Raw genomic sequence first — 12,112 nt, forward strand, 5'->3', positions numbered from 1 at the left:
GGCAGTGACTGCCTCGAAAAAAGGAACGGTTAAAAGACCGTGTGCGTTTTGACGTGAACGCAAAACTCCCGACCTGTATTTCTGCAGGTCAGGAGTCTTTTCCGGAGTGCCCCCGGCAGGATTCGAACCTGCGCACACGGCTCCGGAGAGCATGCTCATGACCTGCTTGAGTATGGCCCTGACCTGCAAGGGAGCCGCAGAGGTCGAGTTTTCTCGTCTCGCTCACACGCCCCTCACGCGCGCGCAAGGGGGAGGGGCGGGGGTCGCCTCCGACTGCTGAGGTTCGACGGGAGGCGACGACGTGACGTGCTGCAACACCCCGTGGGTGTTGCAGCCCTGCACTCGGGCCGGACAGGTGGGACACCGGGGAATCTCGCTGTCCCACCTATTTGTGCAGGTCAGAGAGGGTTCTGGGACAGTCGGACAGCTGGGACAGGACGCATTAGCTGCCATTCGCTTCGTTCCGTGGAAGACCCCAGTCCGTCACGCTGAGGCCGGCGCGTATGAGGAACCGCTCGCTGATCCCAAGTTGTTGGAAGGGGGAACGCCCGTGACGTCTGAGCCAGGAGTCGCGGCGTTCCTTCTCATCTTGCGGGAGAGAGCACCAATCGTCGAAGTGAAGTCCTGGATTGGCGCTTACGGGTAAACCGCTTTGCGCTAGGGCGTAGTCAGCTTCTGCGGGGTTTCTCCTGAGTCGTACGAGAATCCATGCTGTCTCGACGGTCATACCCGCTCTCTGCTTTTCCATGAACCGGTATGCGCGCCATTGCGTGATCGGGGACAAGAGCCATCGTTTCGTGGAGAGCTGCATCAGTTCAGAAACCTCTGATCGGTGGCGGTCGGTATGGACGTTGCCTAGACCGTTCCGTCCCTACCTTCGTGAGGCTGGTCGAGTTGTTGCTGTCGCTTTCGTTGCTCGACGCGAAGGGCTTCCACTTCCTTGGTCAGCTTGGCCAAGTTGTCGGTCTCTTCCCCGACGTATGGCGGAATTCCCAGCTCAAAAGCGGTAGCGTGCTGCTCGATAGCATCAGCTGTCTGCTGTAGATAGAAGCTGCGTTCCCGGTACTTGAAGTAGCCGGTGAACCCGGCTGACACTCCGACAGCGAAACTAAGGCCCACAGTCACCCATTTCAGGTATGAAGGTGTGTCGGCCAAGCTGGCGGCTGTGGTCGTCCCAAGTGACCCGACGATGATTATGGATTGAAACGCATTGTGAATTCGTCGGTAGTGCTGAGCCTCGGAGCGTAGCTGGTCGAGTTCCCGGGGGAGAGAATCCTTATAGGTGAACTGTCGCTGATCAACCGGGAAGTCAAGCTGTTTGGCTTGAAGGAGTCTGCGTTCTTCGGCTATCTCAAGCTCAAGTTCGAGCTGCCTGACGGACTTGCGCTCCAAGCGATCGCTCTCCCTGATTGCTTGGACTATATATGCGATTCCGCATGCGATGGTCAAGGGAATCGCAATTCTGTTCACCTTTCCGATGTCGACGGTACGCCACGTGGCAACTGTGGCAATGTAGATTGCGAGAATGTTGAAGGCGGTAATGAGGCCGCTGCCGTAAAGGGATCGGAGCTGGATTTTTCGCGTCCGAATTTTGTCCTGGAGTTCCAGGATCGCCGTCTTGTGCTCCAAGAGTTGCTCGGTAGGGCCGCTCACGGATTCAACGGGTCGTGCCACGTCCCACTCCCCCCAGTGGTCACTGATGCGACGGGAGGGATCGTACAAGCCGGACTACATCTGTGATCTGTGTTCTGACGGATTCTCGGCAGGGTGCTGCAATTTGACCAAATGGGTGCGGTATTGACAGTCGCTCAGTTCGATGCAGCCCTAGGAGGCTCCGCTGTGAGAGGTATCGAAACAGGCCTCTATGCCTAGTCGCAAGATCGTTCGAGTTGTTGGATGGAACGTCGTATGACCTCGGGTGATGCGCGATTCACTGAGTTTCCTGCACCCAGGAGGTTCCAAGGCTTGTGACTGAGTTGCTGCAATAGCGGGTGGGGTCCATGTGGGCGGACAGCACGGACGTGCCCGGCCGGAAAGAGCGGCACCCGGACACTTTGTCCGGCATGGCTCACGGGTCCTGTCCCACCCTTGTCTGTGGCGCCTAGCCGTTCGCCTCACATGTTCCGCAGCGCCATACATCGGTACCGTTAAGGTCGCCCCTACCAGTAGCAGGAGGCAGCACTCCATGCGTGGTCTTGGAGATCACCTCAGCATCGGCGAGCGCATCGCGTTCTACCGGAAGCGCCGTGGCTACACGCAAGAGGTGCTGGCCGGTCTGGTCGGTCGTAGCACTGACTGGCTGGCGAAGATTGAGACCGGGCGCCGGAAGCCGCCCCGTATCGACATGCTCGCGGAGCTGTCGCGCATCCTGCGCGTGCCCCTCGGGGACCTGCTCGGGCAGACCGTCCTCATGGAAGACGAGCGCCAACAGGACGACGTCCCCGCCGTACGCGACGCCCTCATGACCCCGCGCCGCCTCTCGCGTCTGCTCTTCGGTCCCGAGGCTGAGACGCAGCTGCCGACACCCGCCCCAGTGGCCGTACGGGTGGAGCAGGCATGGAATGACTACCAGGGCGGACGGCTCGGCAGTGTCATCGCCGCTCTTCCTGCGCTGCTTCAGACCGCGCAGGAGTTGGAGGATCGTGCGGCGCGTCGCGGCGACGATCGTAGCGATTGTTGGGCGGTGTCGGCCCGTACGCACCATCTCGCCGCTACGACGCTCGCGAAGATCGGTGAGTCCGACATTTCATGGCTCGCCGCCGAGCGCGCGATGCGAGCCGCTGACGAGTCGGACGACCCGCTCGTGCTGGCCTCCGCGGCCCGATCCGGCACGCATGCTCTGCTTGCCAACGGGCGTTACGACGACGCTCTCGAACTGGGCAACACGGCGGCAAGGTGGCTGTCGTCCCAGGTGACAGAGAACGACCCGGCCGCGCTCAGCTTGCTCGGGATGATCCACCTGCGTGCCGCAGTCGCGGCGGCGCGGCATCAGGACCGGCCCACCGCCACGGGGCTGTTGGACCGTGCCGAAGCGCTCGCGGACGACCTCGGGTCGGATGAGAACTACTGGCAGACCGGATTCGGGCCGACGAACGTCCTGCTCCATCGCCTGTCCGTTGAGCTGGACCTCGACAACGTCTCGTACGTGGTGGAGCACGGCCGGATCAACGTCGACCACATGCCGCAGGAGCGCAGCGTCTCCCACCGCATCGACTATGCGCGGGCTCTGTCGCTCGCCGGCCAGGGAGACGAGGCATTTGCCGAGCTGCGTACGGCTGAGCGCACGTCGCCGCAGCTCGTACGCAACAATCCGAGGGTGCGCGAGACGCTGCGGGACCTGATCAAGCAGTCTCCCGTGACCGGCGGTTCGCGTTCGTCCGAGGTGTTCGTGATGGCGCAACGGTGCAGGGCGGTGCAGTGAGTTCAGGCAAGCGCGGGGTTCTCGGGGTCGTCGGGTCGGCGGCCGGGGGCGTAGAGGCATTGCGTACCGGTCTCGTCGAACCCGCGATGGACCGCGGATGGCAGGTTGCCGTCACGCTGACGCCGACCGCAGGTCAGTGGCTGCGGATGAGCGGGGAGGTTGAGCGGCTGGAGAAGCTCACCGGCCTACCCGTACGTGACGAACCGCGCCTGCCTGGTGAGGCCCGGCCGCATCCGCCAGTTGACTGCTACGTGGTCGCTCCTGCGTCCGCCAACATGGTCGCAAAGCTCGCGACTGGCGTGATGGACAATCAGGCACTGACCCAGGTTGGCGAGGCTATCGGCACGCTTGGTCTGCCAGTCGTCGTCTTCCCACGGGTGAACGCGGCGCACGCGCGCCATCCCGCGTGGCAAGGGCACATCGAGGCTCTGCGTGCTGGGGGAGTGCACGTCGTCTACGGCCCGCACGTCTGGCCGCTGTATGAGCCGAGGGAGGCGCCGGCGGGGCGCGAACTCCCATGGGCCGCAGTGCTGGACGCCGTGGAGGAAGCCACTCGATGACGAGTCGTCAACCTGCCTGACCTGCAAGGAAAGAGGACCCGGACAGTCTGTCCGGGTCCTCTTCCATTTCCGGCCGCATGCTCATTGCCATGTCAGGGATCAATGAGCAAAGCGGGGAGTTGGGAGGGTTGACTCCCACGGAACTTGCCTTGATCGAAGCAAGTTTGAGCGAGGCGCGCGCCACGGTTGAACGACTGCTGCGGCGTGCGGACGAACTCACGGCGAGGGTGGAGTCCCGTCACCGACAAGCTGTTCAAGGCGGTCGAGTCGCTCACCGAGCAGACGAAGAGCGTCATGAATCGAGCTGAGCTCTGCGGCCAGTGCAGTGAAGGCGGGGCTACTGCCCGGCTCGGTGCCGAGCGGCATCGAGGGGTCTCGGACGAACGTCCCGCGGCCTTGCTGGGTGAGGACCAACCCCTCGTCGCGGAGTTGGCCGTACGCGCTCTGAACGGTCAGGAGCTGCACGCCAAGTTGCTTGGCGAGAGTGCGAGCCGCGGGGAGTCGATCTCCCGGTTCGTACTCGGGCTTCGGGCCTGTGATCTTCGCTCGGAAGTCCGCAGCGATGTCCTTGGCCGTGGGCGCCTGCCTGGGCGCTTCTGAGCTGTGCTCCATGGGTTCGAGAGTAGCCGGACTAAGTCAATCTCGGCTTTCCCGTCGGACCTCCTTGACAGCGAGATTGACATAAGTCAATCTGAACTCACGCCCGGAGGGCCCCGTGAAACGGGCCTGAAGGAAGCGGCTGGTCTTTGAGAAACGCCTGGTCACAGGCGCACATAAGTGGGCCTCTGAGCCGTCTCCCCCGAAGTGACGGCCGCGCGGATGCAAGACCGCGCGACTCCAACCCCTCCGCAGCGTCATGCACCTGCGCTGCAGCCGGTTGCCTCCGTTGCTCGTCTCGTACGAGCAGCGCCGAGGGGGAGCCGGAACGCACTTCACTGCCTGCTCTCCGGGCGGTCGCCTCTCACCACCAGGCCACGACCGCCCGGCATCCCTCTGTCCCTTCGACATCAGGAGCGCTGCATGCGTGCCTACATCGGCGGCCATCAGGCCGTCTCCGCCAACGACTTCATCGAACTGGCCCTGGGCATCCCGCCGGAACTGTGGCTGGGGGAGGAGGGCGAGACCGAGGAAGAGCGCGCCGCCCGGCTGGACGCGGCGCGCGACATCCTCGCCGACAACCCGGAGCTCCCGGACGACGTGGCCCGCATCGCCGCCGAGGTGATCGAGGCGTACGCCCCGGAGCTGTTCAACGTTGTCCCGCTGACCCGTCCGGCCGGGCGCCGTCGGCCCTCCCGGAAGGGAGCGGCGGCATGAGCGAGTTGCTCACGATGGACGGCCTGTCCGCGCCGCTGCGGGTGCTGCGGCTGCTGGCCGCGGACTTCGGGCACCTGCCCGCGCCGACTGTGAACGTCTCGCCGATCTACCCGAACCGGTTGGAGCTGGCGCTTCACCGCGACGGTTTGCACGGCTTCGAGGTCTGGCGCGAGGCGCTGGGCATCGCGCCGGACGCCGTGGACTTCTCCGTGCAGTGCGATGGCCGCACGGGTGTCCTGCGCACGCTCACCGCCCACGCCGGCGCGGAACTGGAACTGGTCGGCTACGGCGACGTCTGCACCCCGGTACCGGTCGGGGGTGCGGCATGACGACCGAGCAGACCAACGCGCGTCCGGCTGTGCCGCCGCTGACCCACCCGGAGATGGGCCTTGCCGGACTCGGGGCGCTGGCCGCCGCCGGGGTCGGCGCACTGGGACTCATCTCCTCGTTCGACGCTGTGTCGGCTGCCGCTGTCCGCTGGGGTTTCGGTGAGCCGTGGATGCTGCCGGTCGGTATCGACGTGGCCATTCCGGTGTTCACCGTGGCCAACCTGCTGTTGATCCGGATGGACATGGCGCTTGCGTGGGTTCGGTTCGTGCCCTGGGCGCTCACTCTGGTCACGTGCGGGCTGAACGTCGCGGCCGGACATGATGTGTGGGCGAAGGTGGCGCACGGCACGATGCCGCTGCTGTGGGTGGTGTTCTCTGAGATCGGCGCGCACATCTACGCCGTCCGGATCGGCGCCGCCACCGGTCGCCGCATGGAAAAGATCCGTTTCTCTCGCTGGTTCCTGGCCCCGCTGTCGACGTTCGCGCTGTGGCGGCGCATGACGCTGTGGGAGGTCACCTCCTACAGCCGGGCGCTTGCCTGCGAGCGTGAGCGGCTGTTGGCCCGCGCGGACCTGCACGAGCGGTACGGCTGGAAGTGGCGTTGGAAGACGCCGCGGCGCGAGCGCGTGATGCTGCGCACGGGCGAGCTGGCCCCCGCCGACAACGGCGCACCGGTCAACCCGGAGCCGAAGCCGGAGCAGGCTCCCGAGAAGCCGAAGCGCGAGGCTCCGAAGTCGCCGCGCAAGCGGTCGACGACCGGCAAGGCCAAGACGGCGCAACGCACGACGGCCGAACTGCTCGCCGAGGCGCGCACGATCACGGCCGACTGGAAGGACAGCCAGATCAACGCCGAGGCGCTGCGCAAGGAACTGCACTGCGGCTCCGGCCCCGCCCGGCAGGTGCGTGACGCCCTGCTCGCCGAACGGTCCGACGGCCGCGCCCTGCACCCCGTGGGCGCTCCCGACGACGACGCGTCCGGGGACGGAGCCGAGGGGGTGGCAGCGTGAACACCCTGGCCACAGCCCTGCTGCCCGCGATGCCCCTCGCCGCGGGGTGGGCCGCCCATGTGTGGTGGTTGCGAGGCTGCCTCAACACCGCCCGGCGTGACCCGCTCACCGGGTTACGCACCCGCGACGGCTTCACCCGCCGCGCCACGGCCCTGCTCAAGGACCCGCGCGCGGTCGTCGTGCTGGCCGACGTGGACAAGTTCAAGCACATCAACGACACCCACGGGCACGCGGCCGGGGACGCGCTGTTGAAGGCAACCGCCGACCGGCTCGCCCACCACGTCGGCCGTTCCGGGGTCGCCGGACGGCTTGGGGGCGATGAGTTCGCCGCCGTCCTCATCGACGACCACGGGACCGCCGGGGACCTGCTCGCCGTGCTGCATGGCGTGCTCGCCCGGCCGGTCGACGGCCAAGACCCGGCCGTCCGTACCACGGTCTCGCTCGGCTGGGTGCGCGCCGCGGACTTTCCCGTCGATGACCTGTCCGGGCTGCTCCGGCGCGCAGATGAGGCGATGTATGCGGCCAAGCAGGCTCGCGCCGGTACCCGCCGCGCGGGGCTGGGCTGGCTGTTCGCCACCGTCACCGGCCGCCGCGCCGGCCGGATCGGCGCCCGCCAAGACTCGCCCGTAGTGGGGGTGGCGGCGTGAAGTCACAGCCCATCGTCGGCGCCGCCGTGTTCACCGCGGTGATGGAGGCGGCCGACTACCGCTGCCAGTGCGAGGGCGAGTGCGGCAACGCGCACGCCAAGGGCGACGGCCGGTGCCAGCACGAGCACGACCACTACACGAGCAAGCACGGGCGCCGGGTACGGCTGATGGCCGCGCCGGTCGACCCGCTCGCCACCGACGTCGCCGCCGCCCGCCTCCCGGCGAGCGAGCTGCGCGCGTGGTGCCCCGACTGCCGCGGCGCCGCGGCTCGGCTCGCCCGTAAGCGGCTGCCCGCGGCCTCTACGGATCAGTGCGGCCTGTTCGACCTGTAGCGCACGCGCGTTCTAGAGACCGGATTCCGGTCCTCTCCTGCCGCGTACGGCGCTCAGCATCGCTACACGGGCCCGGCCTCCCACCTCCTACAGCGACGGCCGGGCCCGCTCTCCCTCACACCCGAAAGTGGAAGGAACCTCAGTGAACCACCCCGACGACAACGAACTGTTCCACCGACTCGAAGCCGAGATGGCCGCCGACTCCGGCGCCGAGGTAGTCGACCTGAACAAGGCCCGATCGGCACGCGGCGAGTCGACCGGCCCCGCCCCCGACTCGACTGCCGACTCCCGGCCGACCGAGTCGGCCGACCCGAGCGCCGACCGGTCGGCCGACTCGGTCGACGACGACACCGACGGCAAGTCGACCGTCATGGTCGACGGTCCGGCCCCGGCCGGTCCGGGCCTGATGGACCGACTCCGGTCGGGTCAGCGGCGCGAGGTGATCCCGGCGTGGGCGAAGTCCAAGCCGGAGTTCGTCACCGCGCTGGGCTGGCTGGGTGGCTACGCCTGGCACACCACCGCCTTCCACGCGGTGCGCCTGCCCTGGTACTCCCTCCGGCTCGCCTTCCAGGCCCCGGCCGGGGTCGCGAAGTTCGTCGGCGGCGCCATGCGCTGGGTCGCCGACACCGAGGGCGAGCCGCTGCGGCAGGTCGCCGCGCGGCGCGAGAACGTCGAGGAGTACCTGAAGCTGTCCCGGCAGCGAGACAACCGGGTCAAGCTGCGCGGCATCGTGATGCTGCTCGGAATGATCCTCGGTCCGGTGCTGGCCATCGTGCTGTTCGTGCTCGCCCCGACCTGGCTTGAGGTCCTGGCGCTGGCCCTGCTGACGGCCGGGTTCGGCTTCCTCGGGGCGCCGTCCGACAAGCCCGTCATCTCCCGTGCGGTCGTCACGACCGAAGTCGAGCGGCTGACGAGCGGCATCGTGGAACGGGCCCTTGGGGCGCTGGGCATTGCCGAGATCAACAAGGCGCTCGCCAAGGGCGGGGAGGGCATCAAGTTCCCCGCCCCGATCACCCGCGACGGCCCCGGCTGGCGCGCGGACGTCGACCTGCCCTACGGCGTGACCGTGCCGGACATCCTCGACCGGCGCGAGAAGCTCGCCTCTGGCCTGCGCCGCCCGCTGGGGTGCGTGTGGCCGGAGCCGGTGGCGGATGAGCACGCCGGCCGCATGATGCTGTGGGTCGGGGACAGGGCGCTGAACAAGGTGCCCGCCCCCGCCTGGCCGCTGGCCAAGTCGGGTGCGGCGTCGCTGTTCAAGCCGCTGCCGTTCGGCACTGACCAGCGCGGCCGGAACGTCGACCTGACGCTGATGTACGACAACGTCCTGATCGGCGCCATGCCCGGCATGGGCAAGACGTTCAGCCTGCGTACGCCGCTGCTCGCCGCGGCGCTGGACGTGACGGCTGAGCTGCTGATCTGGGAGTTGAAGGGCACCGGCGACCTGGACCCGCTGAAGAAGGTGGCGGCCGACTACGGCTCCGGCCCGGACGACGACACGTGCGCCGCCACGCTGGATTCGATCCGCTACGTCTACAAGGACCTGGAGCGCCGCGCCAAGGTCATCAGCTCCCTGCCCAAGGACAAGTGCCCGGAGAACAAGGTCATCCCGTCCCTGGCCGCGAACCGCTCCCTCGGGCTGCACCCGCTCGTGCTGGCCATTGACGAGTGCCAGGAGCTGTTCAGCCACGACAAGTACGGCAAGGAAGCCGGGGCGCTGTGCACGGCCATCATCAAGCGCGGCCGGGCGCTCGGGGTGATCCTGCTGCTGGCCACGCAGCGCCCCGACAAGGACTCGCTCCCGCCCGCCATCAGCGCGAACGTGGGCACGCGGTTCTGCCTGCGGGTCATGGGCCAGATCGAGAACGACATGATCCTTGGCACATCGATGTACCGCAACGGCATCCGCGCCACGTCGTTCACCAAGTCCGACAAGGGCATCGGCTACCTGGTCGGCGCCGCCGACGACCCGCAGATCGTACGCGGCTACTACCTCGACAACCCGGCCGCGGACGCCATCTGCGAACGCGCCCGCAAGGCACGCATCGACGCGGGCACGCTGCGCGGCATCGCCGCAGGCGAGACCCCGGAGCGGCGCGAGGCGGTCGATCCGCTGCTTGAGGACATCCTCGCCGTCGTCCCGGCGGATGAGGCCAAGCCGTGGAACGACGTCACCGTCGACCGGCTCGCCGAACTGCGGCCGGAGAAGTACGGGCCGTGGGGCGAGATGGCCCCGGCCGACAAGGCGCGGCAGCTCACCACCGCGCTCAAGCCGTACGGCGTGACCACCGGGCAGGTGGCCCGGCGGATCAACGGCAAGACCGTCAACCGGACCGGGTTCGAGCGCGCCCACATCGTCACGGCGATTGCGGAGCGTGACCGAAACCGGGACGCGGGCTGACTCCGAGGGGCCTCTAGCGCTAGGGGCCAGACCCTCTAGCGCTAGAGGTCCCGCTAGCGCCCCATACGGGCCCTGATCAGCACGCTAGCCGATAGGGCCCCATCTGCGGAAACCCCCGAAACCTGTCCTGGGAGGGCTCTCGTGACCCCGATCCTGCTCGCTATCGCACTCCTGCTGTTCGTCACGCTCGGTTACGCATCGGTGTGTGCGGCGAGCCCGTTCGGCACCTGCCGCAAGTGCAACGGCTTCGGCTTCGCCATGACCACCGACCGCAAGGGACGGCCCAAGCGCGGCAAGAACTGCCGCCGCTGCAAGGGCCACGGCAAGCGGATACGCGTCGGCCGCTGGCTCTACAACCGCGCCGCCCGCACCTACCGCGCAGGCACCCGCTGACCCCCAACCCCACCCCGCAGAAAGGAGGTTGCGGCATGGCCGTGACCATCTCCCTCGCCCTGCTCTTCGGCTTCGTGCTCTTCATGCTGCTGCGCTCCAAGACCCTCGGCCCCGGCAGCGCGTTCGTGGCCGTGATGTTCGGCTTCTACCTCGCCTCCACCGGAGCCGCCGACACCGTCAACCAGCTCATGAGCGCCATCGTCAACGCGCTCCCGGACCTGTGAGGAGTACGGCCGTGAACGAACCCATCGTCGCCCGGCACTGGCTCGCCGCCGCCGCGCCCAAGGCCGCGCCCGCCATCGCCACCACGACCGTGCTCGCGCTGGCCCGGATCTGGAACGCCAACGGCGCCGAACACTCCGTCGGCAACGCCGTGCTCATGACCGCCCTGTCTCTCGCTGCCGCGGCGGCCGGCGCGTGCGCGAGCGTCGGCCGCGCCGGAGACCCCGTGCTCGCCGGGACCGCGTTCGCCGCCTCCGGCGGGCTCGCCCTCGCCGGGGTCGCCGGATACGCCGACGGATGGTCACTGCCGCTGCTGCTGTGGGCGCTGGCCACCGCCGTCGCCTACGGGCTCGCCGCGCGCTACTGGCGCACCGACCGGCGCGAGCGCGTCGCCTACGAGCGGCACATGAGCGACCGGCGCGAGGAACGCGCCCACATCGAGCGTGTCGAGACCATCCGCGGCACAACACAGATCGAGGTGGCCCGCACCGGCGCCGCCTACGCCGAACAACTCGCGCAGGCACTCGTCACCCGCGCCGCGCTCCCCGGCTTCGACCCCACCGCCCTGGAACGCGCGGGACTGCCCGAGCTGCCCGCCCTCGACACGAGCAAGGAGCAATGACGTGGACATCGACCCGGACGAGATCGTCACCGTCGAACTGCGCTGGGACAACGACGGATTGCCCGAGACCTACAGCCGCGACCTCACCCGCCGCCACCTCGGAGACCTGCTCATGCAGGTCGACGACATGGCCGCCGAGACGGACTGAGCCGTGTTCGAGATCCGCATCATCTGCACGCCGGACGACGCCGACCGCGTCAGCACCGCTCTGGCCACCGCGTTCGACACCGACCCGGCCCGCCAGTACCCGACCCGCGACGGCAAGCGCACCCGGCTGTACTTCACCGCCGACCACCGCGACTCCAGCACCAACCCCATCCACACCGAAAGCGAGTGATCCACATGTCCGTGGGAGAGACCCCCATCACCATCGTCGGCAACCTCGCCGCAGACCCCGAACTGCGCTTCACCACCGGGGGCGACGCCATCGCCCGGTTCTCCGTCGCCTCCACCCCGCGCACCTACGACAAGGCCACCGGCCAGTGGCGCGACGGCACCGCGATGTTCCTGCGCTGCACCGCATGGCGCGACCTGGCCAACCACGTCGCCGAGAGCCTGACCAAGGGCACGCGCGTGGTCGTCACCGGCCGTCTGCGTCAGCACAACTGGCAGAACGAGCAGGGCGAGAACCGTTCCATGCTCGCGCTGGAAGTCGACGACATCGGCCCCTCGCTCCGCTTCGCCACGGCCAAGGTCGAACGCGTCCAGCGCAACGGCACCGCCTCCGGCCCGGCCACCGACGCGTGGAGTACCGCCGCCCCCGCCGCGGCCGGAGCCGCTAAGGGCCCCGGTTCCGGGTTCAGCGACGAACCCCCGTTCTAGACACGCCCGGGGCGGGCGCCTCTCACCACAAGACCGCGCCCGCCC

General features: G+C 68.0%; 16 protein-coding genes. 14 read left to right on the forward strand and 2 right to left on the reverse strand.

Annotated elements, in window-relative coordinates:
• Nucleotides 1-855: 855 nt before the first annotated feature.
• The gene (locus ACH5AC_RS03620; protein ID WP_398859930.1) at nt 856-1,674 is read right to left on the reverse strand and encodes a DUF4231 domain-containing protein; all 819 of its coding nucleotides are present in this window, start codon (nt 1,672-1,674) and stop codon (nt 856-858) included.
• Between the two features lie 511 nt (nt 1,675-2,185).
• Here ACH5AC_RS03620 and ACH5AC_RS03625 point away from each other — a divergent pair.
• Both ACH5AC_RS03625 and ACH5AC_RS03630 read left to right on the forward strand, forming a co-directional pair.
• Nucleotides 2,186-3,421 carry a helix-turn-helix domain-containing protein gene (locus tag ACH5AC_RS03625; RefSeq protein ID WP_398859932.1) on the forward strand — a complete coding sequence of 412 codons (1,236 nt, stop codon included), beginning with the start codon at nt 2,186-2,188 and terminating at the stop codon, nt 3,419-3,421.
• Complete coding sequence (locus ACH5AC_RS03630) at nt 3,418-3,981, forward strand: flavoprotein (protein WP_398859933.1); 564 nt, start codon at nt 3,418-3,420, stop codon at nt 3,979-3,981. Before ACH5AC_RS03625 ends, ACH5AC_RS03630 begins: the two co-directional genes overlap by 4 nt.
• A gap of 216 nt (nt 3,982-4,197) precedes the next feature.
• Here the strand turns inward: ACH5AC_RS03630 and ACH5AC_RS03635 are convergent, their stop codons facing one another.
• Nucleotides 4,198-4,593 (reverse strand): GntR family transcriptional regulator, encoded by a 396-nt coding sequence (locus ACH5AC_RS03635; RefSeq protein WP_100109133.1) that lies wholly within the window; start codon nt 4,591-4,593, stop codon nt 4,198-4,200.
• A gap of 408 nt (nt 4,594-5,001) precedes the next feature.
• On the opposite strand from ACH5AC_RS03635, the gene ACH5AC_RS03640 reads away from it, so the two are divergent.
• The 12 genes from ACH5AC_RS03640 to ssb all read left to right on the forward strand — a co-directional run bounded on the left by ACH5AC_RS03640 (nt 5,002) and on the right by ssb (nt 12,067).
• A complete protein-coding gene (locus ACH5AC_RS03640) occupies nt 5,002-5,295 on the forward strand; it encodes a hypothetical protein (RefSeq protein ID WP_398859934.1) in 294 nt (97 codons plus the stop codon).
• Entirely contained in the window at nt 5,292-5,624 is a 333-nt protein-coding gene (locus ACH5AC_RS03645) for a hypothetical protein (RefSeq protein ID WP_398859935.1), read from the forward strand. The genes ACH5AC_RS03640 and ACH5AC_RS03645 overlap by 4 nt, the downstream gene beginning before the upstream one ends.
• A complete protein-coding gene (locus tag ACH5AC_RS03650) occupies nt 5,621-6,631 on the forward strand; it encodes a DUF2637 domain-containing protein (RefSeq protein WP_398859936.1) in 1,011 nt (336 codons plus the stop codon). The genes ACH5AC_RS03645 and ACH5AC_RS03650 overlap by 4 nt, the downstream gene beginning before the upstream one ends.
• The gene (locus tag ACH5AC_RS03655) at nt 6,628-7,278 is read left to right on the forward strand and encodes a GGDEF domain-containing protein (RefSeq protein ID WP_398859937.1); all 651 of its coding nucleotides are present in this window, start codon (nt 6,628-6,630) and stop codon (nt 7,276-7,278) included. Before ACH5AC_RS03650 ends, ACH5AC_RS03655 begins: the two co-directional genes overlap by 4 nt.
• The gene (locus ACH5AC_RS03660; RefSeq protein WP_398859938.1) at nt 7,275-7,610 is read left to right on the forward strand and encodes a hypothetical protein; all 336 of its coding nucleotides are present in this window, start codon (nt 7,275-7,277) and stop codon (nt 7,608-7,610) included. Before ACH5AC_RS03655 ends, ACH5AC_RS03660 begins: the two co-directional genes overlap by 4 nt.
• Before the next feature lie 142 nt (nt 7,611-7,752).
• Nucleotides 7,753-10,008: a cell division protein FtsK gene (locus ACH5AC_RS03665; RefSeq protein WP_398859939.1), complete on the forward strand. Its 2,256-nt coding sequence runs from the start codon at nt 7,753-7,755 to the stop codon at nt 10,006-10,008.
• Nucleotides 10,009-10,149: 141 nt separating this feature from the next.
• Nucleotides 10,150-10,401 carry a hypothetical protein gene (locus tag ACH5AC_RS03670; protein ID WP_398859941.1) on the forward strand — a complete coding sequence of 84 codons (252 nt, stop codon included), beginning with the start codon at nt 10,150-10,152 and terminating at the stop codon, nt 10,399-10,401.
• Between the two features lie 35 nt (nt 10,402-10,436).
• A complete protein-coding gene (locus tag ACH5AC_RS03675; RefSeq protein ID WP_018087415.1) occupies nt 10,437-10,625 on the forward strand; it encodes a hypothetical protein in 189 nt (62 codons plus the stop codon).
• Between the two features lie 11 nt (nt 10,626-10,636).
• The gene (locus ACH5AC_RS03680) at nt 10,637-11,245 is read left to right on the forward strand and encodes a hypothetical protein (RefSeq protein ID WP_398859942.1); all 609 of its coding nucleotides are present in this window, start codon (nt 10,637-10,639) and stop codon (nt 11,243-11,245) included.
• Nucleotide 11,246: 1 nt separating this feature from the next.
• Nucleotides 11,247-11,393 (forward strand): hypothetical protein, encoded by a 147-nt coding sequence (locus ACH5AC_RS03685; RefSeq protein WP_398859943.1) that lies wholly within the window; start codon nt 11,247-11,249, stop codon nt 11,391-11,393.
• A 3-nt stretch (nt 11,394-11,396) separates the two neighbouring features.
• Entirely contained in the window at nt 11,397-11,582 is a 186-nt protein-coding gene (locus tag ACH5AC_RS03690) for a hypothetical protein (protein WP_398859944.1), read from the forward strand.
• A 5-nt stretch (nt 11,583-11,587) separates the two neighbouring features.
• Nucleotides 11,588-12,067, forward strand: a complete 480-nt coding sequence (ssb, locus tag ACH5AC_RS03695; protein WP_398859945.1) for a single-stranded DNA-binding protein — start codon at nt 11,588-11,590, stop codon at nt 12,065-12,067.
• The last annotated feature ends 45 nt before the right edge of the window (nt 12,068-12,112 follow it).

The sequence above is a fragment of the Streptomyces sp. NPDC018693 genome (genome assembly GCF_044391385.1).
In the GTDB taxonomy this organism is placed as follows: Bacteria; Actinomycetota; Actinomycetes; order Streptomycetales; family Streptomycetaceae; genus Streptomyces.

Excerpts from the sequence above, each read along its gene's own strand:
- ACH5AC_RS03635 (WP_100109133.1), bottom strand. The coding sequence starts at position 4,593 with ATGGAGCACAGCTCAGAAGCGCCCAGGCAGGCGCCCACGGCCAAGGAC.
- ACH5AC_RS03625 (WP_398859932.1), top strand. The coding sequence starts at position 2,186 with ATGCGTGGTCTTGGAGATCACCTCAGCATCGGCGAGCGCATCGCGTTC.
- ssb (WP_398859945.1), top strand. The coding sequence starts at position 11,588 with ATGTCCGTGGGAGAGACCCCCATCACCATCGTCGGCAACCTCGCCGCA.
- ACH5AC_RS03675 (WP_018087415.1), top strand. The coding sequence starts at position 10,437 with ATGGCCGTGACCATCTCCCTCGCCCTGCTCTTCGGCTTCGTGCTCTTC.
- ACH5AC_RS03645 (WP_398859935.1), top strand. The coding sequence starts at position 5,292 with ATGAGCGAGTTGCTCACGATGGACGGCCTGTCCGCGCCGCTGCGGGTG.
- ACH5AC_RS03640 (WP_398859934.1), top strand. The coding sequence starts at position 5,002 with ATGCGTGCCTACATCGGCGGCCATCAGGCCGTCTCCGCCAACGACTTC.
- ACH5AC_RS03650 (WP_398859936.1), top strand. The coding sequence starts at position 5,621 with ATGACGACCGAGCAGACCAACGCGCGTCCGGCTGTGCCGCCGCTGACC.